This is a genomic window from Streptomyces sp. NPDC005004, assembly GCF_053600675.1.
This window is the reverse complement of record NZ_JBSGAH010000012.1, coordinates 171230-195949: the sequence shown is the minus strand read 5'-3', so window position 1 is coordinate 195949 and position 24720 is coordinate 171230. Positions and strand designations below refer to the sequence as shown.

The 24720-nt window shown below is 70.9% G+C and carries 19 protein-coding genes; 15 read left to right on the top strand and 4 right to left on the bottom strand.

What is annotated here, in order from left to right:
- The first annotated feature begins 34 nt into the window (after nt 1-34).
- Nucleotides 35-2011: an ATP-dependent DNA helicase gene (locus ACWEEU_RS19405; protein ID WP_385747771.1), complete on the top strand. Its 1977-nt coding sequence runs from the start codon at nt 35-37 to the stop codon at nt 2009-2011.
- A gap of 191 nt (nt 2012-2202) precedes the next feature.
- Here ACWEEU_RS19405 and lexA read toward each other — a convergent pair whose 3' ends face one another.
- Nucleotides 2203-2982, bottom strand: coding sequence for a transcriptional repressor LexA (gene lexA, locus ACWEEU_RS19400; protein WP_385747773.1), 780 nt, complete (start codon nt 2980-2982; stop codon nt 2203-2205).
- A 626-nt stretch (nt 2983-3608) separates the two neighbouring features.
- On the opposite strand from lexA, the gene nrdR reads away from it, so the two are divergent.
- Both nrdR and ACWEEU_RS19390 read left to right on the top strand, forming a co-directional pair.
- A complete protein-coding gene (gene nrdR / locus ACWEEU_RS19395; RefSeq protein WP_385747775.1) occupies nt 3609-4160 on the top strand; it encodes a transcriptional regulator NrdR in 552 nt (183 codons plus the stop codon).
- Between the two features lie 160 nt (nt 4161-4320).
- A complete protein-coding gene (locus ACWEEU_RS19390; RefSeq protein WP_385747777.1) occupies nt 4321-7215 on the top strand; it encodes a vitamin B12-dependent ribonucleotide reductase in 2895 nt (964 codons plus the stop codon).
- 277 nt (nt 7216-7492) lie between these two features.
- On the opposite strand, the gene ACWEEU_RS19385 is transcribed toward ACWEEU_RS19390, so the two are convergent.
- Nucleotides 7493-8026 (bottom strand): TerD family protein, encoded by a 534-nt coding sequence (locus ACWEEU_RS19385; RefSeq protein ID WP_385742781.1) that lies wholly within the window; start codon nt 8024-8026, stop codon nt 7493-7495.
- Nucleotides 8027-8173: 147 nt separating this feature from the next.
- Between ACWEEU_RS19385 and ACWEEU_RS19380 the strand changes: the two genes are divergently transcribed.
- From ACWEEU_RS19380 to ACWEEU_RS19360, 5 genes are all read left to right on the top strand, one after another.
- Complete coding sequence (locus tag ACWEEU_RS19380) at nt 8174-8779, top strand: YdbC family protein (protein WP_361117428.1); 606 nt, start codon at nt 8174-8176, stop codon at nt 8777-8779.
- A gap of 80 nt (nt 8780-8859) precedes the next feature.
- Nucleotides 8860-9519 (top strand): histidine phosphatase family protein, encoded by a 660-nt coding sequence (locus tag ACWEEU_RS19375; RefSeq protein ID WP_451733815.1) that lies wholly within the window; start codon nt 8860-8862, stop codon nt 9517-9519.
- A 105-nt stretch (nt 9520-9624) separates the two neighbouring features.
- Nucleotides 9625-10530 carry an ADP-ribosylglycohydrolase family protein gene (locus tag ACWEEU_RS19370; protein ID WP_385742785.1) on the top strand — a complete coding sequence of 302 codons (906 nt, stop codon included), beginning with the start codon at nt 9625-9627 and terminating at the stop codon, nt 10528-10530.
- A 117-nt stretch (nt 10531-10647) separates the two neighbouring features.
- Nucleotides 10648-11349: a ribonuclease HII gene (locus ACWEEU_RS19365; RefSeq protein ID WP_385742787.1), complete on the top strand. Its 702-nt coding sequence runs from the start codon at nt 10648-10650 to the stop codon at nt 11347-11349.
- A 68-nt stretch (nt 11350-11417) separates the two neighbouring features.
- Nucleotides 11418-12050 (top strand): hypothetical protein, encoded by a 633-nt coding sequence (locus ACWEEU_RS19360; protein ID WP_385742788.1) that lies wholly within the window; start codon nt 11418-11420, stop codon nt 12048-12050.
- Nucleotides 12051-12255: 205 nt separating this feature from the next.
- Here ACWEEU_RS19360 and ACWEEU_RS19355 read toward each other — a convergent pair whose 3' ends face one another.
- Nucleotides 12256-12876 (bottom strand): hypothetical protein, encoded by a 621-nt coding sequence (locus ACWEEU_RS19355; protein WP_018547365.1) that lies wholly within the window; start codon nt 12874-12876, stop codon nt 12256-12258.
- A gap of 333 nt (nt 12877-13209) precedes the next feature.
- On the opposite strand from ACWEEU_RS19355, the gene ACWEEU_RS19350 reads away from it, so the two are divergent.
- The 7 genes from ACWEEU_RS19350 (at nt 13210) to ACWEEU_RS19320 (ending at nt 24066) form a co-directional block, all read left to right on the top strand.
- On the top strand, nt 13210-15360 hold the full coding sequence (locus ACWEEU_RS19350; protein ID WP_451733811.1) for a RecQ family ATP-dependent DNA helicase: 2151 nt from the start codon (nt 13210-13212) through the stop codon (nt 15358-15360).
- Between the two features lie 191 nt (nt 15361-15551).
- A complete protein-coding gene (locus tag ACWEEU_RS19345) occupies nt 15552-17066 on the top strand; it encodes a DUF4192 domain-containing protein (protein WP_451733809.1) in 1515 nt (504 codons plus the stop codon).
- A gap of 131 nt (nt 17067-17197) precedes the next feature.
- Nucleotides 17198-17956: an NUDIX hydrolase gene (locus ACWEEU_RS19340; RefSeq protein ID WP_385742794.1), complete on the top strand. Its 759-nt coding sequence runs from the start codon at nt 17198-17200 to the stop codon at nt 17954-17956.
- A 193-nt stretch (nt 17957-18149) separates the two neighbouring features.
- Complete coding sequence (locus ACWEEU_RS19335) at nt 18150-19955, top strand: ATP-binding cassette domain-containing protein (protein ID WP_451733807.1); 1806 nt, start codon at nt 18150-18152, stop codon at nt 19953-19955.
- A gap of 161 nt (nt 19956-20116) precedes the next feature.
- The gene (locus tag ACWEEU_RS19330) at nt 20117-21004 is read left to right on the top strand and encodes a FadR/GntR family transcriptional regulator (RefSeq protein ID WP_356092658.1); all 888 of its coding nucleotides are present in this window, start codon (nt 20117-20119) and stop codon (nt 21002-21004) included.
- 530 nt (nt 21005-21534) lie between these two features.
- Nucleotides 21535-23064: an RNA polymerase sigma factor gene (locus ACWEEU_RS19325; protein WP_385742798.1), complete on the top strand. Its 1530-nt coding sequence runs from the start codon at nt 21535-21537 to the stop codon at nt 23062-23064.
- 123 nt (nt 23065-23187) lie between these two features.
- Nucleotides 23188-24066: a S1 family peptidase gene (locus ACWEEU_RS19320; RefSeq protein ID WP_451733804.1), complete on the top strand. Its 879-nt coding sequence runs from the start codon at nt 23188-23190 to the stop codon at nt 24064-24066.
- A gap of 109 nt (nt 24067-24175) precedes the next feature.
- Here the strand turns inward: ACWEEU_RS19320 and ACWEEU_RS19315 are convergent, their stop codons facing one another.
- The gene (locus ACWEEU_RS19315; protein ID WP_199583870.1) at nt 24176-24406 is read right to left on the bottom strand and encodes a DUF7455 domain-containing protein; all 231 of its coding nucleotides are present in this window, start codon (nt 24404-24406) and stop codon (nt 24176-24178) included.
- Between the last annotated feature and the right edge of the window lie 314 nt (nt 24407-24720).

Here is a 24720-nt window from a genome sequence, read left to right as displayed (position 1 = left end):
GATTGTCAGTCGGGGGCCGTAGGGTGGTCGGGCTATGACGAAGCCCTCACTCCCCGAACTCCTCCACGCCGCCGTCGCCGCCGTCGGCGGCACGGAGCGCCCCGGCCAGGTCACGATGGCCGAAGCGGTCGCGGAAACGATCGACGACGGTTCCCATCTGCTGGTCCAGGCCGGCACAGGCACCGGAAAGTCGCTCGGCTATCTCGTGCCCGCGCTCGCCCACGGGGAGCGGGTCGTCGTCGCCACGGCCACGCTCGCGCTCCAGCGCCAGCTCGTGGAGCGCGACCTGCCGCGCACGGTGGACGCCCTGCACCCGCTGCTGCGGCGCCGCCCGGAGTTCGCCATGCTCAAGGGCAGGTCGAACTACCTCTGCCTGCACCGGCTCCACGAAGGTATGCCGCAGGACGAGGAGGACGGCCTCTTCGACCAGTTCGAGGCGGCCGCCCCCACCAGCAAACTGGGCCAGGACCTGCTCCGCCTGCGCGACTGGTCGGACGAGACGGAGAACGGCGACCGCGACGACCTCACCCCCGGTGTCTCCGACCGCGCCTGGGCGCAGGTGTCGGTGTCCTCGCGGGAGTGCCTGGGCGCGACCAAGTGCGCCTACGGCGCCGAGTGCTTCGCGGAGATGGCTCGCGAGCGCGCCAAACTGGCCGAGGTCGTCGTCACGAACCACGCCCTCCTCGCGATCGACGCCATCGAGGGCGCCCCGGTGCTGCCCCAGCACGAGGTGCTGATCGTGGACGAGGCGCACGAACTCGTCTCCCGGGTCACCGGCGCCGCCACCGGCGAGCTCACGTCCGGCCAGGTCAACCGCGCTGTCCGCCGCGCGGCCAAGCTGGTCAACGAGAAGGCCGCCGACCAGCTCCAGACCGCCGCCGAGGGCTTCGAGCGGCTGATGGAGCTGGCGCTGCCCGGCCGCCTGGAGGAGATCCCGGAGGACCTCGGCTACGCCCTGGCCGCGCTGCGCGACGCCGCCCGCACGGTCATCACCGCGCTCGGCTCGACCCGCGACAAGTCGGTCCAGGACGAGGACGCGGTGCGCAAGCAGGCGCTGGCCTCCGTGGAGACGGTGCACGGTGTGGCCGAGCGGGTGCTGAACGGCTCGGAGTGGGACGTCGTCTGGTACGAACGCCACGACCGCTTCGGTGCCTCCCTGCGCGTGGCCCCCATGTCGGTCTCCGGGCTGCTCAGGGAGAAGCTCTTCGCGGACCGCAGCGTCGTCCTCGCCTCGGCGACCCTCAAGCTCGGCGGCGACTTCAACGGCGTCGGCGCGTCCCTGGGGCTCGCCCCCGAGGGGCAGGAGGGCGAGGACCTGCCGCAGTGGAAGGGGATCGACGTCGGCTCCCCGTTCGACTACCCCCGGCAGGGCATCCTCTACGTCGCCAAGCACCTCGCCCGCCCCGCGCGGGACGGCGACCGCACCGACATGCTGGACGAGCTGACCGAGCTGATCCAGGCCGCCGGCGGCCGCACGCTAGGTCTCTTCTCCTCGATGCGGGCAGCTCAGCTCGCCGCCGAGGAGCTGCGGGTGCGCATCCCCGAGTTCCCGATCCTGCTCCAGGGCGAGGAGACGCTCGGTGAGCTGATCAAGAACTTCGCGGCGGACCCCAAGACCTGCCTCTTCGGCACGCTGTCGCTGTGGCAGGGCGTCGACGTGCCGGGGCCGAGCTGTCAGCTCGTCGTGATGGACAAGATCCCGTTCCCGCGCCCGGACGACCCGCTGATGAGCGCCCGCCAGAAGGCGGTGGAGGACGCGGGCGGCAACGGCTTCATGGCGGTCGCCGCCACCCATGCCGCCCTGCTCATGGCGCAGGGCGCCGGCCGCCTGGTGCGGGCCACCGGCGACCGGGGTGTCGTAGCGGTGCTGGATCAGCGCCTGGCCACCGCGCGGTACGGCCAGTATCTGAAGGCGTCACTGCCCGAGTTCTGGTACACGACGGACCGTAACCAGGTGCGCAAGTCGCTCGCGGCGATCGACGCGGCGGCGAAGCAGACGGAGGGCGAGTAGGCGCAAAGGAAGGGGCGGCCGAGGGGGGTGACCGCACGGACCGCGGGCGAACGCGCGACCCCATGAGGCACCGAGAGGCGACACTCGACCGTACGAGACGGAGGGGAAAGGCAGGGGCCCCGGAACCGGCGCAGGGGTTCCGGGGCCCGGTCAGGGGGACGGGCTGCGAGGGGCCCGGTCCGCCGCGAGGGTCACACGCGGCGGAGTACCGCGACGACCTTGCCCAGGATCGTCGCGTCGTCGCCGGGGATGGGCTCGTAGGCGGCGTTGTGCGGGAGGAGCCAGACGTGGCCGTCCTCGCGCTTGAAGCGCTTCACGGTCGCCTCGCCGTCGAGCATGGCCGCCACGATGTCGCCGTTCTCCGCGACGGGCTGGCGGCGCACGGCGACCCAGTCGCCGTCGCAGATCGCGGCCTCGATCATGGAGTCGCCGACGACCTTGAGCACGAACAGTTCGCCGTCACCGACCAGCTGCCGGGGCAGCGGGAAGACGTCCTCGACCGACTCCTCGGCGAGGATCGGACCGCCCGCCGCGATGCGGCCGACCAGCGGGACGTACGAGGCGGCCGGCTTGCCCGCCGTGTCCGTGGGCTGCACGGTCACGGCCTGGTCCGAACCCCGGACCTCGTAGGCGCGCGGGCGGTGCGGGTCGCGGCGCAGGAAGCCCTTGCGCTCCAGCGCCATGAGCTGGTGCGCGACGGAGGAGGTGCTGGAGAGGCCGACGGCCTGGCCGATCTCGCGCATGGACGGCGGGTAGCCCCGCCGCTGCACGGAGTCCCGGATGACCTCGATCACCCGGCGCTGCCGGTCGGTGAGTCCCGAGCTGTCCGCGCGGATGCCTGGAGGTCGTCCCGGGAGGGAGCGCTTGTGTCCCTCGGGATTCGCGGCTTCGTTCATCGCGTGCACCGGCTCGGTCCGGCCGTCGGCTCGGCCTTGGGCAGTGATGGTGGCACTGTCGGCGGTGGTGGTCACGTCGGCCCCTCTCGATCGGTCTCCCTGCTGCACAACGGTAGTTGCTTTCGAAAGGTTGCGCCAAACACACGTTCGAGTGAAAAAGTGCGATTCGACTGACGCGATCAAGTGTCCAGGTGTATGGCTTACGCGCTCCCGGTGGGCAAAATGCCCATTGCTGTACTCTTCACCACCGGGCGGGCGTCCTCGCGCGCCTCGATCAGTGTGCCATCCGGGGTTCTACCGGCAGCTTCCGGGTGATGTCGGACCTCGACGGAGTTCCCGGTCGACCTCTCCCGGGTCCCGCCGCGGGCCGAAGCCGGACGCCCGCGCGCAAAGAGTTCCGGGTGGTGTTCACCGTAGCCCCGGGCCTCTCCTCGGGTCGCACGGGAGCCCCGCGTGTCCCCTCGATGCGCCCCCGCGCCTGCCCTTTACCCGTTTTCGCGCGGCGACACGCGTATCTGCCTCGGTGTTCGAGGTGATCCCCACATGTAGTGGTTGGATGGCTACAGATACCCACAAGTTGTGTTCGTTGCCGGTCCTGGGGTCTTCCGCACCTCCGCGATCGCCTATGCTTAGGTGCTGCTTCGCGGGGCTCCTGAGGTCCGGCGAGGCCATCGAGTCTGCTGTGAGGAGGGTTGGAGATCATGCACTGCCCCTTCTGCAGGCACCCCGACAGCCGTGTGGTCGACAGTCGTACGACCGACGACGGCACGTCGATCCGCAGGCGCCGCCAGTGCCCTGACTGCTCCCGTCGTTTCACGACCGTGGAGACGTGCTCGCTCATGGTGGTCAAGCGGTCCGGAGTCACCGAGCCGTTCAGCCGGACCAAGGTCATCAACGGCGTGCGCAAGGCATGTCAGGGACGGCCGGTCACCGAGGACGCGCTCGCGCAGCTCGGGCAGCGGGTCGAGGAGGCGGTACGGGCCACCGGAAGCGCCGAGCTGACCACCCACGACGTGGGGCTGGCCATACTCGGTCCGCTGCAGGAGCTCGACCTCGTCGCCTACCTGCGATTCGCCTCCGTCTACCGGGCGTTCGACTCGCTCGAGGACTTCGAGGCCGCGATCGCGGAGCTGAGGGAGACGACGCGCGGCCCCGCCGCGGACGGCGAGGAAACGGAAGCGGGGCGCCAGGAGGACCAAGCCGGGCAGCCGAGGACCCCTCAGGTCCCGGTGCCCGCGCACGCCGCCGAATGACCGGTCGGCCGGAGGACGGGAACGATCCCCGAGCCCGGCCGGAGGGCGGCTCACGAAGACCTGTCGCGGGTGGCGCCGAAGGTGCCCGCGACGCAAGACAGAACACGTGTCCTGGGAACATCGGGGCACTTCAGGGCGTTTTGCCCGACAGGGAGGCGGCATGACAGAGACGGCGAGCGGTCCGGCACGAGGTTCCCGAGCGAAGGGCACCAAGGCCACCAAGGGACTGCGCATCGAGCGCATCCACACGACCCCCGGCGTGCACCCGTACGACGAGGTCGAGTGGGCGCACCGCGACGTCGTCATGACCAACTGGCGCGACGGCTCGATCAACTTCGAGCAGCGTGGCGTCGAGTTCCCCGACTTCTGGTCGGTGAACGCGGTCAACATCGTCACCAGCAAGTACTTCCGCGGTGCCGTCGGCACCCCGCAGCGTGAGGTGAGCCTCAAGCAGCTCATCGACCGCATCGTGAAGACGTACCGGAAGGCCGGCGAGGACTACAAGTACTTCGCCTCGCCCGCCGACGCCGAGATCTTCGAGCACGAGCTGGCCTACGCCCTTCTGCACCAGATCTTCAGCTTCAACAGCCCGGTCTGGTTCAACGTCGGCACGCCGCAGCCCCAGCAGGTCTCCGCCTGCTTCATCCTGTCCGTCGACGACTCCATGGAGTCGATCCTCGACTGGTACAAGGAAGAGGGCATGATCTTCAAGGGCGGTTCGGGTGCCGGTCTGAACCTGTCCCGCATCCGCTCCTCCAAGGAACTGCTCTCCTCCGGCGGCAACGCCTCCGGCCCTGTCTCCTTCATGCGGGGCGCCGACGCCTCCGCCGGCACCATCAAGTCCGGTGGCGCCACCCGCCGCGCGGCCAAGATGGTCGTCCTCGACGTCGACCACCCCGACATCGAGGACTTCATCCAGACGAAGGTCAGCGAGGAGGAGAAGATCCGCGTCCTGCGCGACGCGGGCTTCGACATGGACCTGGGCGGCGACGACATCACGTCCGTCCAGTACCAGAACGCCAACAACTCCGTCCGCGTGAACGACGAGTTCATGAAGGCGGTCGAGGGCGGCACCAACTTCGGCCTGCGCGCCCGCATGACCGGTGAGGTCATCGAGGAGGTCGACGCCAAGGCGCTGTTCCGCAAGATCGCGGAGGCGGCCTGGGCCTGCGCTGACCCGGGCATCCAGTACGACGACCAGATCAACCACTGGCACACCTGCCCCGAGTCCGGCCGGATCACCGCGTCGAACCCGTGCAGCGAGTACATGCACCTGGACAACACGTCCTGCAACCTCGCCTCGCTGAACCTGATGAAGTTCCTCAAGGACGACGGCAAGGGCAACCAGTCCTTCGAGAGCGAGCGCTTCCAGAAGGTCGTCGAGCTGGTCATCACCGCGATGGACATCTCGATCTGCTTCGCGGACTTCCCCACCGAGAAGATCGGTGAGAACACCCGCGCCTTCCGCCAGCTCGGCATCGGCTACGCCAACCTCGGCGCCCTGCTGATGGCCACCGGCCACGCGTACGACTCCGACGGCGGCCGCACGCTCGCCGCCGCCATCACCTCCCTGATGACGGGCACCGCCTACCGCCGCTCCGCAGAGCTGGCCGCGATCGTCGGCCCGTACGACGGTTACGCCCGCAACGCCGACGCCCACAAGCGCGTCATGAAGCAGCACGCCGACGCCAACGCGACGGCCGTCCGCACGGACGACCTGGACAGCCCGGTGTGGGCCGCCGCCACGGAGGCCTGGCAGGACGTCGTGCGCATCGGCGAGCAGAACGGTTTCCGTAACTCCCAGGCGTCCGTGCTCGCCCCGACCGGCACCATCGGTCTGGCGATGTCCTGCGACACCACCGGTGTGGAGCCCGACCTCGCGCTGGTGAAGTTCAAGAAGCTCGTCGGCGGCGGCTCGATGCAGATCGTCAACGGCACGGTCCCGCAGGCCCTGCGCCGCCTGGGCTACCAGGAGGAGCAGATCGAGGCGATCGTCGCCCACATCGCCGAGCACGGCAATGTGATCGACGCCCCGGGCCTCAAGACCGAGCACTACGAGGTGTTCGACTGCGCCATGGGCGAGCGCGCCATCTCCCCGATGGGCCACGTTCGCATGATGGCCGCGATCCAGCCGTGGATCTCCGGCGCCATCTCCAAGACGGTCAACATGCCGGAGACGGCGACCGTCGAGGAGGTCGAGGAGATCTACTTCGAGGCCTGGAAGCTGGGCGTCAAGGCGCTCGCGATCTACCGCGACAACTGCAAGGTCGGCCAGCCGCTCTCCGCCAAGAAGAAGGAGGACGAGAAGGCCGAGGTGACCGCGAAGGCCGAGGCGACCATCCGCGAGACGGTCGAGAAGGTCGTCGAGTACCGTCCGGTGCGCAAGCGCCTGCCCAAGGGCCGTCCCGGCATCACCACGTCCTTCACGGTCGGCGGCGCCGAGGGTTACATGACCGCCAACTCCTACCCGGACGACGGTCTCGGCGAGGTCTTCCTGAAGATGTCCAAGCAGGGTTCGACGCTCGCGGGCATGATGGACGCCTTCTCCATCGCCGTCTCCGTCGGCCTCCAGTACGGCGTGCCGCTGGAGACCTACGTCTCGAAGTTCACCAACATGCGCTTCGAGCCGGCCGGTATGACGGACGACCCGGACGTGCGGATGGCGCAGTCGATCGTCGACTACATCTTCCGCCGCCTGGCGCTGGACTTCCTGCCCTTCGAGACCCGCTCCGCGCTCGGCATCCACTCCGCCGAGGAGCGTCAGCGTCACCTGGAGACCGGTTCCTACGAGCCGGCCGACGACGAGGTCGACGTCGAGGGTCTGGCCCAGTCCGCCCCGCGCCAGACCGAGCTGAAGGCGGTCGCGACGCCCAAGGCCGAGGCCGAGTCGGTCAAGCCCGCCCCCAAGCAGGCCCACACCAGCGCCGAACTCGTCGAGATGCAGCTCGGCATCCAGGCCGACGCCCCGCTCTGCTTCTCCTGCGGCACCAAGATGCAGCGAGCCGGCTCCTGCTACATCTGCGAGGGCTGCGGCTCGACCAGCGGCTGCAGCTAGCGGTGACGCCCTGAGGGGCGCCGACTGAGCCGCAGGGCGGGGAAACCTCCAACGAGGTCTCCCCGCCCTGCGGCGCTTCTCCGCCGGGCCATGGCCTGATCGTATTGAGGGCCATACGGCGATTCCGGCTCGTGCGGTTGCCGACGGCGGTCTCCAGCAACTCCCGGCCATGGCCGGGGTGCTCGTCCCGTCGGCCCACGACCATGCCGAGAAGGCCGTCGATCTCGAACTCCTTGCCGGGGCCCGTTCCGTCGCCCCTTACTCCCTCAGCCCGGCGTCAGACCCCCCGCGCCCGTCCCATCACCCGCGTGAACGTCGTCGGGTCCTCCGTGAAGCCGTGGACGCCCGCCCGGAACGTCCACTCGCCCAGGTCGTCGCGGACGAATTCCGCGACCGTGGCGGCCGTCGCGTCGGGGACGGAGGTGAAGTCGTCTTCGGCGAGGACCGTGTAGCCGGTGCGGACGCGCAGGGCGGGGGCGAGTATCCGGGTGAAGGTGAGGGGGCCGTCGTCCTGGCGTATGACGACGCCGACCACCACGCGCGCGTAGCGGCGGTCGAGGCGGTGGAGTTCGAGGGTCATGACCTCGTCCCAGCCGAAGCCCTTGCCGTCCGGGCTGTCGCGGTTGAGGAAGATCGTGCCGTCGGGGGAGCGGCTGTCGAAGTGCACCAGATGGGCGGGTTCTCCGTGGGGGTCGTCCGCCGTGTACGTCGCGGCGACGAGGTCCAGGTCGGAGGGTGGGCGTCCCGCGGGACTGGGATTCCACTTCAGCGCCACCTCGACACCGCGGATTCCCTTGCCGAATCCGGTCACAGGTTTCCCCTCTCCCGAAGGCCCGCTTTCTCAACTTCCGCTGCAATATGGCTCGTTGTTCATCCTGCCACGCGAACAGGGCGCCCGCGCGGGGGATATGAGCCGGAGCGTGACCGACGCCACGTCGCGTGGCCTTACGATGGCGCAGTGCTGGTCAAGTGGATTCGCTGCACCGTCGTGGACCGCCGGGGGTTCGAACGGGGACAGCGGAAATGGGCGGGGCTTCTGGGGGAGCCGGGATTTCGGGGACAGGGCGGAGGCTGGAGCCGGCAGCGGCCGGGTGTGGCACACATCTTCGCCTTCTGGGAGAGCCGCGCCTTCTACGACTCCTTCATGGCGCGCTCGCACGACCGCCTCGCCGCGTCGCAGTCCGGCACGTTCAAGGACAGCCAGGTCAAGCTGTTCGAGTACCGCTTCGACGTGAAGACCGGCTTCGAACCCCGGTTCACCGACGCGGACCTGATCCGGGTCGCCCTCTGCCGCGCCCACGAGGAGCGCGTCGAGCATTTCACCCTCATGCAGGAGAAGGTCTGGAACCCCGCCATGGCGGGCTCGCCCGGCATGATCAGGGGCATGTTCGCCGAGGCACCCGCGCACGAGTTCCTGGTGCTGTCCATGTGGCGCTCGGCCGCCGAGCACGGCAAGTACCGCACCGAACGTGTGGAGCGCCTCGCCCTGCGCGCCCAGACCGAGGCGGACATCGCCGCCCTCTCCGGCGACATCGTGGAACTCGAGCCGTCCTGGACGGTCTGAGACGCCCGAAGCATGTGACCTACGCCGTATGAAGCCGGTATGCGTGCGCGACCGCCCCCGGCGCGATCTAGGGTGCTGGCATGGCACGACCACGGCGCATCATTCTTGTCCGACACGGGGAGTCAACGGGCAACGTCGATGACTCCGTGTACGAGCGCGAGCCCGACCACGCCCTCGCCCTGACCGAGCGCGGCCGACGCCAGGCCGAGCACACCGGCGAGCGGCTCCGCGAGATCATCGGCGACGAACGCGTGAGCGTGTACGTCTCCCCCTACCGCCGCACCCACGAGACCCTGGACTCCTTCCACCTCGATCCCGCGCGCATACGCGTACGCGAGGAGCCCCGGCTGCGCGAGCAGGACTGGGGCAACTGGCAGGAGCGCGGCGACGTCCGCCTCCAGAAGGCGTACCGCGACGCCTACGGCCACTTCTTCTTCCGCTTCCCCCAGGGGGAGTCCGGCGCCGACGTCTACGACCGGGTCGGCGGCTTCCTGGAGAGCCTGTTCCGCAGTTTCGAGGAGCCCGACCACCCGCCGAACGTCCTCCTGGTGACGCACGGCCTGGCCATGCGGCTGTTCTGCATGCGCTGGTTCCACTGGACCGTGTCCGAATTCGAGTCCCTGTCGAATCCCGGGAACGCCGAGCTGCGGATGCTCGTTCTCGGGGAGAACGGCAAGTACGCCCTCGACCGTCCCTTCGAGCGCTGGCGCGAACCGGTGCCCTACTGGATCGGCAGTTGAGGGCACACAAGGCTGCCGGGGCCGCAGGGCACGACACGGCTTCCGAGGCCGTGTCGCCGAATATCGCATGATCGAACAACGGGTCCACGGATAGGCTGGCCGAAGATGACCTCCGAATCCTCCTCTTCCGGGCGCCTCGACCGCGCCCTGGCCAGCCTGCGCGGACTCGCCGTGGGCGACGCGCTCGGCTCGCAGTTCTTCGTCCCGGTGAACCTCCCGCTGCTCAAACGGCGCGAGCTGCCCGACGGGATGTGGCAGTGGACCGACGACACGGAGATGGCCTGCTCGGTCGTGTCCGTCCTCGCCGCACACGACCGGGTCCACCAGGACGCCCTGGCCCACTCCTTCGCCCACCACCACGACTTCGACCGCGGCTACGGCCCCGCCGTGAACCGGCTGCTGCGCCTCGTCCGCGAGGGCGCCGACTGGCGCGAACTGGCCGCCCGGCTCTTCCAGGGCCAGGGCTCCTGGGGCAACGGCGCCGCGATGCGCATCGCCCCCCTCGGCGCCTGGTACGCCGACGACCCCGAGCAGGCCACCCACCAGGCGGAGATCTCCGCCTACCCCACCCACCAGCACCGGGAGGCCGTGGCGGGCGCCATGGCGGTGGCGGCCGCGGCCGCCCTGGCCGCCTCCCCGGACGGCCCGCCGACCCCGCAAGCGCTCCTGGACGGCGTCATCGCCCTGGTGCCCACAAGCGCCGTGGAGGCGGGCCTCAGGCGCGCCCGGGACATGCTCGACTACGAGGACGCGGCCACCGTCGCGGCCGTCCTCGGCTGCGGTCGCCGCACCAGCGCCCACGACACCGTCCCGTTCGCCCTGTGGTCCGCCGCCCGCGCCCTCACCGACTTCGAGCGGGCCTTCTGGACGACCGCCCAGGTGGGCGGCGACGTGGACACGACCTGCGCGATCGTCGGCGGCGTCCTGGCCGCGGGCACGGCGGGCGCCCCGCCCGGGACGTGGTCGGAGCGGACCGAGGAGCTGCCCGCGTGGGTGCCTGCCAGCCGCTGACGGCACCGGACGACGGCTGCCGGGAACGCCGTACGAACCGGCCCCGGCCGCCCGGGACCCGGTAGGGGAGGGGCGGGGTGTCGCGCCCCTCGCCGGGCGGCGTACGCTAAGGGCGCCATGCCGTACGAACCACCCACTCATACCGTCGAGCGCTCCCTGCGCGCCACGACCGGAGCGAAGGTCATCGCCGGCGTCGACGAGGTGGGACGCGGCGCGTGGGCCGGGCCCGTCACGGTCTGCGCCGCGATCACCGGACTCCGGCGACCGCCCGAGGGACTCACCGACTCCAAGCTGCTCACGGTCAAGCGGCGTACGGAACTGGCCGGGATACTCCAGACCTGGGTCACGGCCTACGCCCTGGGACACGCCTCCCCCGAGGAGATCGACGACCTGGGTATGACCGCCGCGCTGCGGCTTGCCGCCGTACGGGCTCTGGAGTCGCTCCCGGTACGTCCCGACGCCGTGATCCTCGACGGCAAGCACGACTACCTCGGCGCTCCCTGGCGGGTGCGCACGGTGATCAAGGGCGACCGGTCGTGCGTGGCCGTCGCGGCGGCCTCGGTGATCGCCAAGGTGCGGCGCGACAAAATGATGGCCGAACTCGGTGCCGGCCATGCAGACTTCGGATTCGCGGACAACGCCGGGTATCCCTCACCCGTGCACAAGGCCGCACTGGAGGAGCGGGGACCCACCCCGTACCACCGCCTGTCGTGGGCGTATCTTGATGCGCTGCCCCAGTGGCGGCACCTCAAGAAGGCCCGCAGCTGGGCCGACGGAGGCCCTCCGGAGATCGAAGGCCAGCTCGGCTTCGACTTCTGATGGTTCCGCCCGCACCGATGTGCCACCCGGACGTCGGTGTCGTTTCAACGTTTGATAAAAATCAGCTCATGCCTCTCATTCCCGAGGAGCCTCAGATTCACGAGAGTGCCCAGGGTTCCAGCGCCATGGCGGCCACCGGCCGCGTCGCGCCGACCCCTCGCCCCGTACCCGGCCCCCGCCCCGCGGCTTCGGCCCGCCCCGGTCGTCCCGGCCCTCCGCGGCCGGCTCCGCCGGTGCAGCGCACGCCGCGTGACGTGGCTCCGGCCAAGCCGAGCCCGTCGGGCCCGGCCGCTCCCGCCGCCCCCGCGGCGACCCCGCAGATCCAGTTGATCCCGGCCTCGGCCGAGGGCGCGCTCGACGCCGCCGAGGAGGCGCTGGACCTGCTGCTCGACTCGGGCCGTGCCCCGGGTGAGGTGCTGGTGATCACCACCGGCCCCCAGCACCCGTGGACCGAGCACGAGCTGTCCTTCGGTGAGGCGTCCTACTGGGCGCAGCACGACGCGGGCGACGACGTGTTCTACGCGGACGCGGCCTTCGCCCCCCGCGCCGCCATCCGTCCCGTGGTCGTCGTGGCCGTGAACGGGGGCGGCACCGAAGCCGCCGCCACCGCCCTCGCCGCGGCCCACTCCCGGGCCGGGGCCCTGCTGATCGTCTGCGGCGACCCGCAGCAGATCAACGCGGTCCTGGGCGCCGGGGTCTGATCCCGAGCGGCACGGGCCATCGGTCGCTCCGGTGGCGTCCGCGCCGCCCTGCGGTCTCCGCCGTGCCCGGATCGCCGTCCGGTGGCCGGTCCCCGTCGTGGGGCCGGCCACCGGACGGCAATTCGCGTTCACGGTGCCTGACATCGCTGTGGCGGCGGCGCTGCGCCACCGCCGCCTCGCGGCCGTGTGCGCTCTGAGCCCCAGGTCAGCGTGCCGCCGCCCGGCGCAGCACCTCGGAGACCGGACCCCCGGTACGCGGTGCCAGCGGCGGGACCTCGGACAGGGCGAACGCCTCCGGCGCCGAATGGGCATGGGGACTCCGGCCCCCGCGTCCCTCGCCGAGCACCTGCCAGCCCTCCTGGGTCAGCGTGATGTAGGCGCCACAGCGCAGCCCGTGCAACGTGCACGCGTCGCGCAGCCCCCACATCCAGGCGCCGTCCTCCTCGGTCCAACGCGCCTCGCCCTCGCGGCAGTAGAGCAGCACGGCGGTGCGCACCGGAGTGCGGCGGCGCAGATCGTGCGGGATGATCCGGCGCAATTGGTCGAGCAGGGCGTTGCGGAACATCCAGCCGTCGGCCGGGGCGGGACGACGGGTGAACGAGGCGCTGGCACAGAGCCGTTCGTCCGGATCGAGCACGGCCACGACGGCCGTGGACGGTCTGGGGCGATGGCGGACGTGCAGCCCGCCCACGACCTCGCGCGGGTTGCGCAGCAGCGGGATTCCGGCGGCGGCCCACTCGGCGGGTTCGAGCAGACGGCTGGCGGAAGCGGCGGTCACGGACGTCGACAACGAGGCCGCCGAGGACGAGGCGAATCCGAAGGTCACGTTCCTCCCTTCGGCTACGCGCCCACACTGCGGGCGAGGTCGGATTCGGGGGAGCGCGCACCGCAGTAAAGCCCAGCCGGAACACGGGCGAGCCGTGCGGGGAGCGGACTTCAATTCTTCCTGTCGAACTTGGATGCGGCAACGAGCAATTGGGGCCGCCGACGGTTATCTGGTGGTGCGTTACTTATATCCCTACCCCCGGCGACCACCGCCGACGCCTCGAGCGACCGTTTCGCGCCCTTTCCGCGCTCCGGCGCCGACGCCCGCGCGCGAGGGGGTGTGTCACACCGGCCGGATTCGCCGATTGTCAGTGCCATCGGGTTGCATGGAGGCATGGACGATCTCAAGCTCCGCGCCGAAGCCGATGCCGTCCTCGCCGAGCTGGTCGGCGACCGGGAGGGCGCGGCGCGGCTGCGGGAGGACCAGTGGCAGGCCGTGGCCGCGCTGGTGGAGGAGCACCGGCGGGCGCTGGTCGTGCAGCGCACCGGCTGGGGCAAGTCGGCGGTGTACTTCGTGGCCACCGCGCTGCTGCGCCGCCGGGGCGCCGGCCCCACGGTGATCGTCTCGCCGCTGCTGGCGCTCATGCGCAACCAGGTCGAGGCGGCGGAGCGGGCCGGCATCCGCGCCCGCACCATCAACTCGGCCAACCCGGAGGAGTGGGACTCCATCCACGAGGAGGTCGAGCGTGGCGAGACCGACGTCCTCCTGGTCAGTCCCGAGCGCCTCAACTCCGTGGACTTCCGCGAGAACATGCTGCCCAAGCTGGCCGCCACGGCCGGTCTGCTGGTGGTCGACGAGGCGCACTGCATCTCCGACTGGGGACACGACTTCCGGCCCGACTACCGACGGCTGCGCACCATGCTTGCCGAGCTGCCGACGGACGTGCCCGTCCTGGCCACGACGGCGACCGCCAACGCGCGCGTGACGGCCGACGTGGCCGAGCAACTGGGCACCGGCGGCGCGGACGCCCTGGTGCTGCGCGGGCCACTGGACCGGGAGAGCCTGCGGCTCGGCGTCCTGAAGCTGCCGGACGCCGCGCACCGGCTGGCCTGGCTGGGGGAGCGGCTGGGTGATCTGCCGGGCTCCGGGATCATCTACACGCTGACGGTGGCGGCGGCCGAGGAGGTCGCGGCCTATCTGCGCCAGCGCGGCTATCCGGTCGCCTCCTACACCGGCAAGACCGAGAACGCGGACCGCCTCCAGGCCGAGGAGGACCTGCTGGCGAACCGCGTGAAGGCCCTGGTGGCGACCTCGGCCCTCGGCATGGGCTTCGACAAGCCGGACCTGGGCTTCGTGGTCCACCTGGGCTCGCCCTCCTCCCCGATCTCCTACTACCAGCAGGTGGGCCGCGCGGGCCGAGGCGTGGAGCACGCCGACGTCCTGCTGCTGCCCGGCCGCGAGGACGAGGCGATCTGGGCCTACTTCGCCTCGGTCGGCTTCCCGCCCGAGGAGCAGGTACGGCGCACCCTGTCGGTGCTGGAGCAGGCGGACCGCCCCCTGTCGCTGCCAGCCCTGGAGCCACTGGTGGAGCTACGGCGCTCCCGGCTGGAGACCATGCTGAAGGTCCTGGACGTGGACGGCGCGGTCAAGCGCGTGAAGGGCGGCTGGATCGCCACCGGCCGCCCATGGGCCTACGACGCCGAGCGGTACGCGCGCGTGGCCCACCAGCGCGAGACCGAACAGCAGGCGATGCGGGACTACGTCACGACCCCGACCTGCCGGATGGAGTTCCTGCAACACCAGCTCGACGACGAGAAGGCCACCGCCTGCGGCCGCTGCGACAACTGCGCCGGACCCTGGCTCGACCCCGCCGTCGCCCCTGACGCCCTCGCTGCGGCGCGGGGCGAACTGGAACGCCCCGGCGTCGAGATCGAGCCCCGCCGGATGTGGCCCACCGGTATGCCCGCGATCGGCGTAGACCTCAAGGGCCGCATCCCCGCGGACCGGCAGGCCGCCGTCGGCCGCGCACTCGGCCGGCTCTCGGACATCGGCTGGGGCAACCGGCTGCGCCCCCTGCTGTCGCCCCAGTCACCGGACGGCCCGGTCCCGGACGACGTCCTCTCCGCCGTGGTGACGGTGCTCGCCGACTGGGCCCGCTCACCGGGCGGCTGGGCGAGCGGGACGGCGGACGCGACACCGCGCCCGGTGGGCGTGGTCGCGATGCCCTCCCGCACCCACCCCCACCTGGTCACCTCCCTCGCCGAAGGCGTCGCCCGCATCGGCCGCCTCCCCCTCCTCGGCACCCTCACCCTCACCGACGACCACCCCACCCCCCGCAGCAACTCCGCCCAGCGCCTCCGCACCCTCACCACGTCCCTGACGGTCCCACCCGACCTCGCCTCCACCCTCGCGGCCACCCCCGGCCCGGTCCTCCTCGTGGACGACTACACGGACTCGGGCTGGTCCCTGGCGGTGGCGGCGCGGCTGCTGCGGCAGGCGGGGGCGGAGAGGGTTCTGCCGTTGGTGCTGGGGGTGGGCGGGTAACGGGCTGCGGCGGCCCGGGTACGGCGTGGGTCGGGCGGCCGTCCGCGACATCTTGGCGTGTCCCTGATCCGACTTATCCACAGGGGTCAGCAGGATGGGGCGAATTGCGAGATCGTCAGCGCATGACGAATCACAGCGAAACGACTGGATCGTTCGAGAACGGTGAGAACGGGGACTTTTCGGGAACGGGGGTGCGAGGTGATGGGACGGCAGGGGCGCCGGTCGGGGCGCGGGAGGTTCCGGACGCGCAGGTCACGCTGCGTACGCCGGCCGAGCTGGCCGACGCGCTGCCGTATCTGCTCGGGTATCGCCCCGAGGACAGCATGGTGCTGGTGGCGCTGTACGACACCAACGGGCCGGGGAGGTTCGGCGGGCGGGCTCGGCTGGGGATTCCCGCGAGCGAGGAGGACTGGGGTGCGGCGGCTCGGCAGGTCGCCAGGGGGCTGGTGCTGGGCAGCGAGCGGCGTGGGGCGCGTGCGGAGCGGATGGTCGCGTACGTCTGCCAGGAGCCGCGGGCGGGTGAGTCCGGGCAGGACGTGATGCGCAGGCTCCGCCCGCTGGCCCAGCTGCTGCGCACCGAGTGCGGGAGCCTGGACGTCCCCGTGGTCGAGGCGCTGTGTGTCTCGGGCGGTCGCTTCTGGTCCTACGTGTGCCCGGTCGACGCGTGCTGTCCGGCCGAGGGCACCGCGATGGGCCTGCCCGGCACCTCGGTCCTCGCTGCGGCGGCCACCTACGCCGGACTCCAGGTGCGCGGCACGCTGCGGGAACTCCGCGCCAGGATGCTGCCCTGGGAGACCTCCGCCGCCCTGGAACAGGAGGTCGCCCTGGACGCGGCGGGACTGTCGCTGGTGCCCCGCATCCTGGACGAGGCGAGCCGCGAGGAGGTGGCGGTGGAGACCCTGGACCTCACCGAACGGATCATCCGGCGCTTCGCGGAGGCACCCCCGGTCTCCGGCACGCACCCGGCGGACCTGCGCGACGACACGCTGCTCGCGCACGACGAGGCGGCCGCGCTGATCCTCGGGCTGCAGGACCGTACGACGCGTGACCGTGCGGCCGCCTGGATGGAGGGCGACGAAGGGGCACCTGCCCTGCGGCTCTGGCGCGCCCTGGCCCGCCGCTGCGTCGGCCCCTACCGCGAGCACGCCGCCGCCCCGCTGACACTGGCCGGCTGGGTCGCCTGGTCCACCGGCGACGAACTGGAGGCACGGGAGGCCCTGGCGATGGCCCTCGGCGCGGACCCCGACTACCTCTTCGCCCGCCTGCTGCATCAAGCCTGCAACGAAGGGATCGACCCGGAGACGGTCCGGCGCTGTCTCCGCGTGGAACGGGCGAACCGGCTGCGAGGGGCGGGTCCGGAGAACGGCGACGTGGAGCCAGGGCCGCCGCCCGGGACAAGTGAGCCACAGGCGGCGTGCGTCCCCGCGCCCGCCTGTGCTGAGGGAGGGGACGAACAAACTCCAGCCGGCGACCGCGCTGAGAGCGAAGCCGCAGCACCCTCCGCCACCCCCAACTCGCGCCGCCGACGCCGGGGTCGGCCCCCGGGCCGCATGGGTTCCGGCACCAGCGGCTCCGCTCGCGCGGACACCGTCCGCCGACGACCCCCGCACCGGCGTCCGGACGCCACCTCCACCGCACCGGCCCGGCGAGGAGGCGCGAGGCGGGACACCACCCGTACCTGCGCGACCGACGGGGAGACCAAGTGAGCGTGGCCGTGCCGCCGCCGGAAAGTCGACCGGGACCGATGCCACCGCCCTCATGACCACAGCCGCCGACGTGCACGACAGCGACCGGAGAAGGGAGTGTTTATCGTCAAGGAGACGACTATGATCGCCTTATGCCCTACGACCCGTCAGCGTTTCCGCCATTCGCCGTCACCGTGGACCTGGTCGTGCTGACCGTTCGCCGTCATGCCCTGTGCGCGCTGGCGGTACGTAGAGGCGAGCAGCCCTTCCAGGGGCGTTGGGCGCTCCCCGGCGGATTCGTGCGAGCCGACGAGGACCTGTCCCAGGCGGCGGCACGGGAACTGGCCGAGGAGACCGGGCTCCGGGCCCACGACCCCGCCGTCCCGGCCCAGGACCACGGCGCGCATCTGGAACAGCTCGCCACCTACGGCGATCCGAAGCGCGACCCGCGTATGCGGGTGGTCAGCGTGGCGCACCTGGCCCTCGCCCCGGACCTCCCCGCACCCCGCGCGGGCGGCGACGCGAGCAACGCGCGCTGGGCACCGGTCGAGGAACTGCTCCAGCAGGGCGGCTACGGCCGGGACGGCGAGCCCGTCGCGCCGCTCGCCTTCGACCACGGCCAGATCCTCGCCGACGGGGTGGAGCGGGCCCGATCCAAGATTGAGTACTCGTCGCTGGCCACGGCGTTCTGCCCGCCCGAGTTCACGGTCGGAGAGCTGCGCCGCGTCTACGAGGCGGTCTGGGGCGTGGCTCTCGATCCGCGCAACTTCCACCGCAAGGTCACCGGGACGCCGGGCTTCCTCGTGCCGACCGGCGGGACGACCACCCGCCAGGGCGGCAGGCCGGCCCAGCTCTTCCGAGCGGGAGGCGCCACCCTGCTCAACCCGCCGATGCTCCGCCCGGAGGTCTGAGGCGAGCGCGTCGCGGGGTCACCCGGGCGACCGCAGTCCACCGGGAAGCACGCGAAAGTCCCACGGAGCCCTGACCGCAGGCGCCTGGCACCTCACCCGAACGGCGCACACGAGTTGCGCGCCCCCGCACGTCACGATAAAGCGAATCGGGTCATAGCCGAAAAAACGGACTTGGCGCGCTATCTTGCTTCGGGTGATCCAGGCCGTCGGACTGACCAGCAATCCCCGCAAAGCGCAACCGCCTGCCGTGAACGACGTCTCCTTCGAGGCGCAGGCCGGGCATCTCACCGTCCTGCTCGGAGCGGCGGGGGCGGGCAAGACGACCGTGCTCGGGCTGATGCTCGAACTCCGGCAAGGACGTGGCATCACCTACTTCCGAGGGCGCCCCCTGCACCGGATCGCCCATCCGTCCCGCGAAGTGGGTGTCGTACTCGGCGACGTACCCGGACACCCCGCCCGCACCGTCCGCGGCCACCTGCGGATGCTCTGCGCGGCGACCGGAGTCCCCGCCCGGCGCGCCGACGAAGTCCTCGAAGCGGTGGGGCTCGTCAGCCTGCGCGAGGAACGGCTCGGCACCCTCTCGCGCGGTATGGACCGCCGCCTGGGCCTCGCCTGCGCCCTGCTGCCCGACCCGCACACACTCGTCCTGGACGAGCCCGCCGCCGACCTCTCGTCCGCCGAAGCCCGCTGGATGCACACGACACTGCGCGCCTACGCCGACCAGGGTGGCACCGTGCTCCTCACCACCGCCGACCCCAAAGAGGCGGCGCGGACGGCCGATCACGTCGTCACCCTCGACGGCGGCCGGGTGGTCGCGGATCAGGAGGGGCGGGAGTTCGCCCGGACCAGACTCCGCCCCCGGGTCGCCGTGCGCAGCCCGCAGGCGGAGCGCCTCGCGACGCTGCTCGCCAAGGAGGCGCGTGTCGAGCGACGTTCCGTCGAGATCGTGGCGGAGGGCGGCAATCGCCTCTCCGTGTACGGCAGTACGACCGCCGACATCGGTGAGACCGCCTACCGGCACCGCATCATGGTCCATCAACTCGCCGACCTAGTAGGTGACATGGGGCCGGGTGGAGACCTCGCGGTCGCTGCCGACGGGGAGGGGCGGTCGACCGCCGAGGCCCCCGATGCCGAGAGTTCCGCCACCGACGACAGCTCCCCGGCGGCCGAAGCCGGCCTGCCCGACAGAGTTTCGTCCCCCTTGCTGCCCCCCATCCCGGTCCGCTCCGCCCTCGGCCCACTCCGCCCCCTGCGCTACGAGCTGCGACGTGCCGCCGGGATCCGTACCGGGTTCCTCACCAGCGGAGTCGTACTGCTGGTGTCCGCGCTCGTCGCCGTACTGCTGGCGCGGATCGGGCACACCCCACAGGAGCGGCTGTTCGCTGCCTGGCCGAGGGAGTTCCCGTTGCCGCCCGTGGCGCTGGCGGCCGGGCTGCTCGGCGCGCTGTCCTTCGGGGACGAGTTCCGTTACCCCGCGCTGGCGGTGGACCGCGTGACAGTGCCCCGGCGACTGGGACTGCTCGGCGCGAAGCTCCTCGTCTCCGGAACCACCGCCGCCATCCTGGCCTTTCTCACCCTCGGCTGCGACGCCGAGGCGCTCTATCTTCTCTACGGCCGGGAATTGACCCAGGTTCCTGAGGGCTGGCCGGCGATGGGCGTGAGTTGGTTCGCGCTCGTGATCGGGTGTGCGTGGGCCGGTGTGCTGGCGGCCGGTGTCTTCCGGTCGACCACGGCGGGACTCGCGGCCGTGCTCGCGGTGCCGGTGGCCGTCGTACCGCTGATGCGGCAGGTGTTCGAAGGGTCGTCCGTGCGCACCGCCGCCGGAATCACGGTCCGGATGCACGATCTCCTGCTGCTCCAGTGGCCCTTGGGGGGCGACCGTTATGTGCTGGCGGTGATCCGGGTCGTCGCCCAACCCGTGGGCGGGTCAATGGTGTTGTCACTCGGCGCGTTGCTGTGCGCGTATCTGTTCACGACGCCGCGCGTCAGGGTCAGGTGAGGCTCGGCGGACGGTTCCCGCTCCACTGTGCGCACAACTCCCCGCAGAAAGCCCGTTTCTTTACGATAAGGCGTCAATTGCGACGGAGTGAGCGATCACCCTTTCGTGTGCTTTTCACCAAAGCCCTCAAGGCAGTTGGAGGCAACGCCGACAAAGGATGCGTGAGTACCCTTGCGCACACCATGATGACCGCCGCCCGCTCCGCCGACTCCGGTCTGGCCGGCCCGGGCGAAATCGACCGTTACCCCTACGCCGAGGCTCCGGTGGCCGAGCGCGCCGCCGTCCCCGCCTGGGAAGGGGCAGATTCCGAGCTGGGCCGCGTCGGCCGGCGTGCCGCGGGCAGCCGCGGGCGCGGATTGCACGGCCAGCTCGTCCAGCAACTGGGTCAGATGATCGTCTCGGGCGACCTCGGGGCGGACCGCCCGCTGGTGCCCGAGGAGATCGGCCAGCGTTTCGAGGTCTCCCGCACCGTCGTCCGTGAATCCCTCCGGGTCCTGGAGGCCAAGGGCCTCGTCAGCGCCCGTCCGAACGTCGGCACCCGGGTGCGTCCCGTCAGCGACTGGAACCTCCTCGATCCCGACATCATCGAATGGCGGGCCTTCGGTCCGCAGCGTGACGACCAGCGCCGCGAGCTGAACGAGCTGCGCTGGACGATCGAGCCGCTCGCCGCCCGCCTCGCCGCCGGGCACGGCCGGGAGGAGGTGCAGCAGCGCCTCTCCGACCTGGTCGAGATCATGGGCCACGCCCTCTCCGGCGGGGACGCGCTGACGTTCTCGCGGGCCGACACCGAATTCCACGCCCTGCTCATCCAGATCGCGGGCAACCGGATGCTGGAGCACCTGTCCGGGATTGTCTCCTCCGCGCTGCATGTCTCCGGCGGTCCCGTCACGGGCTGCGACCGGCCCACCGAGACCTCGCTCGCCCAGCACGGCCGGATCGTGGACGCGCTCGGCGCGGGTGACGGCAACGCGGCGGAGGCGGCCATGCGCCAGCTCCTCACCGTCCACCCCGAGGTGGAGCGCGTGGTCCCGGCGCCGCGCGAGCACTGACCGGCACCGCGAGCGAAGACGCGAGCGGACGCGACCTCGACGCGAGCGAGGCGAGCGAAGCGGTCGTCGGTGAGTGGTGCCCCGCGCCGGGCCGGCGCACCACGAATGAGGGCAGTTTCGTCGGTGGTGGTGATGGCGGTGCCGGGCTCGGGGCCCCGCCGTCGCGACCCCGCCGCCCAAGGCACGCGGTACGTCGCGGGGCGGGGCGGACCGCCGGGAGCGGCGGCCCCGGTCCCGGCCGAAAGCGGGCTCGTCTCGTTAGGATGAAAAGAACCCGTTCTGCTCGGGTCCGACAACTTTTGACCGCTTACGGGGTGTGACTCGGGCCACGCAGATTGGGCGTAACGCTCGTGGAAACAGCGCGATGACCTAATAGGTGAAAGCCGCGGAGGGAATACGGACGCCGTAAGAGGCGCTGTGTAGCTTCCCGGCCCCGCCCGCGCCGTCGGCCCATCCCCAGGCCGGTGGTCGGCTCCTGTTCGTGTCGGACGGAGCCGGAAGCCGTTTTCCAACGTTCCGAGAGGTTGTTCGTGTCGGCCAGCACATCCCGTACGCTCCCGCCGGAGATCGCCGAGTCCGTCTCTGTCATGGCGCTCATCGAGCGGGGAAAGGCTGAGGGGCAGATTGCCGGCGACGATGTGCGTCGGGCCTTCGAAGCCGACCAGATTCCGGCCACTCAGTGGAAGAACGTTCTGCGCAGCCTCAATCAGATCCTTGAGGAAGAGGGTGTGACGCTGATGGTCAGTGCCGCAGAGCCCAAGCGCACCCGCAAGAGCGTCGCAGCGAAGAGCCCCGCCAAGCGCACCACCACCAAGACGGTCGCGGCGAAGACGGTGACCACCCGCAAGGCCACGGCTTCCACGACCGCCCCGGCCGCCTCCGCGGCGGGCGACGACGAGGACGCCGCCCCCGCCAAGAAGGCCGCGGCCAAGAAGACCACCGCCAAGAAGACGGCGGCGAAGAAGACCACGGCCAAGAAGACCGCGGCGAAGAAGACGGCTGCCAAGAAGGACGACGCCGAGCTTCTCGAGGACGAGGTCATCGAGGACACCAAGGTCGCCGACGAGCCGGAGGGCACCGAGGCCGCCGGCTTCGTGCTGTCCGACGAGGACGAGGACGACGCGCCCGCGCAGCAGGTCGCCGCGGCCGGCGCCACCGCCGACCCGGTCAAGGACTACCTGAAGCAGATCGGCAAGGTCCCCCTGCTCAACGCCGAGCAGGAAGTGGAGCTGGCCAAGCGCATCGAGGCGGGTCTGTTCGCCGAGGACAAGCTCGCCAACTCCGACAAGCTCGCCCCGAAGCTCAAGCGCGAGCTGGAGATCATCGCCGAGGACGGGCGCCGCGCCAAGAACCACCTGCTGGAGGCCAACCTCCGACTCGTGGTCTCCCTGGCCAAGCGCTACACCGGCCGCGGGATGCTCTTCCTGGACCTCATCCAGGAGGGCAACCTCGGTCTGATCCGCGCGGTCGAGAAGTTCGACTACACCAAGGGCTACAAGTTCTCCACGTACGCCACTTGGTGGATCCGTCAGGCGATCACCCGCGCCATGGCCGACCAGGCCCGCACCATCCGTATCCCGGTGCACATGGTCGAGGTCATCAACAAGCTCGCCCGTGTGCAGCGCCAGATGCTCCAGGACCTGGGCCGCGAGCCCACCCCGGAGGAGCTGGCCAAGGAACTCGACATGACCCCCGAGAAGGTCATCGAGGTCCAGAAGTACGGCCGCGAGCCCATCTCCCTGCACACCCCGCTGGGCGAGGACGGCGACAGCGAGTTCGGTGACCTCATCGAGGACTCGGAGGCCGTCGTCCCCGCCGACGCCGTCAGCTTCACGCTCCTCCAGGAGCAGCTCCACTCGGTGCTCGACACCCTGTCCGAGCGCGAGGCCGGCGTCGTCTCGATGCGCTTCGGTCTCACCGACGGTCAGCCGAAGACCCTCGACGAGATCGGCAAGGTCTACGGCGTGACGCGTGAGCGCATCCGTCAGATCGAGTCGAAGACCATGTCGAAGCTGCGCCACCCGTCGCGTTCGCAGGTCCTGCGCGACTACCTGGACTAGTCCAGGCCGTACGACGACGAAGGCCCGGTTCCCCCCTGGGGGGACCGGGCCTTCGCGCTGCGCGCGGACGCGAAGTGGATCACTGTGGGTGTCCCATCGCCACCCTGAGTGAGGAGATGCTCGATGCGTCGTACTGTTGCCCGGATGCTGATCAGGCCGCTGGTCCTGGCGGCCGCACTGACCGCGATACCCCTGGCCGGGACGGCCTCCGCGACCGCCGGCAGCGTGGTGGTCGGCGGATTCCCGATCGATGTCTCGACGGCGCCGTGGACGGTGGCGCTGTCCAGCCGTGACCGGTTCGGAGGCACGCGGGCGGGACAGTTCTGCGGTGGGGTGGCGGTCGCGCCGACCACGGTGCTCACCGCGGCGCACTGTCTGTCCGAGGACGCCCTGGGCGGTCCCCCCGAGAGCGTCCCCGACCTCAGGGTCATCGCGAACCGCACCGACCTGCTGTCGAAGGACGGCGAGGAGATCGCCGTGCGGAAGGCCGAGGTCGATCCGGATTACGACGCGGCGACCAACTCCGGCGACTTCGCCGTGCTCACGCTCGCCCGGGCGCTGCCGGAAAGCTCCGTCGTGCGCATGGCGCAGGCGGGGGACGCGGCCTACAAGGCCGGTACGGAGGCACTGGTGTCGGGATGGGGTGACACCAGCGGACAGGGCGCCTACGCGAAGCGCCTGTACGCGGCGCGCCTGCACGTCCTCGCGGACGACGTCTGCGCCCGCGCCTACCCGGGCGGGGCGGAGGGTGCCTACCGCGCGGACACGATGCTGTGCGCGGGGGAGGCCGTGGGTGGTCCCGACGCCTGCCAGGGCGACAGCGGCGGTCCGCTGGTCGCCGGTGGGCGGCTGATCGGGTTGGTGTCCTGGGGGAGCGGCTGCGGGCGCCCCGGAAGCCCTGGCGTCTATACCCGGGTGTCCGAGGTCGCGAAGGTGATGGAAGCGGCTCAGGGAGCCGCCAGTCGCCGCGAAAGCGCCTTTGATGGAAGCCGAGGGGCCTAGCCGAGAGGTCTCGTCCCCCTACGAGCGACGGGCGGCCGCTTCCGCGAGGGGAGCGGCCGCCCGTTCACCGGCCTGGTGCCGGGGCTGGCTCGTCGGGTGGGTGCGAGATTCAGCGCTCTTCTTCGGAGGCGGTGCCCGGAATGGACGTCAGCCGCTCCGTCTCGTCCTGTATCTCAGCGGCGATCTTCTTGAGTTCCGGCTCGAACTTGCGACCGTGGTGGGCGCAGAAGAGCAGTTCGCCGCCGCTGAGCAGGACGACGCGCAGGTATGCCTGGGCGCCGCAGCGGTCGCAGCGATCGGCGGCCGTCAGGGGGCTCGCGGGGGTCAGAACAGTAGTCACGTCGCCTCTTCTCTAGCTCGACGAGCTGTCGTACCAGGGTCAACATCCAACCAGCCCGAAAACGTTCCCGCTCGGGGGTTTCCGTCGGAAAAATCTTTCCGGGTGGCTGTCTGCTGCCGGTTGGCGGCGAATGTGCCGTAGTGCGTTTCTTGTGTACTTACGGGTTCGCGCTCATTCGGTCTCGGTCCTCCCGGCTGGGTTGCCGGTTGTTCATGAGGACGTGCCCGGAGCCTAAATGGTTCATGCCTCGAAGGGAACGTGATGTGGACTTCACTCCATCGAGGGATCGAACGCTCGTACGAGTGTGGACTACG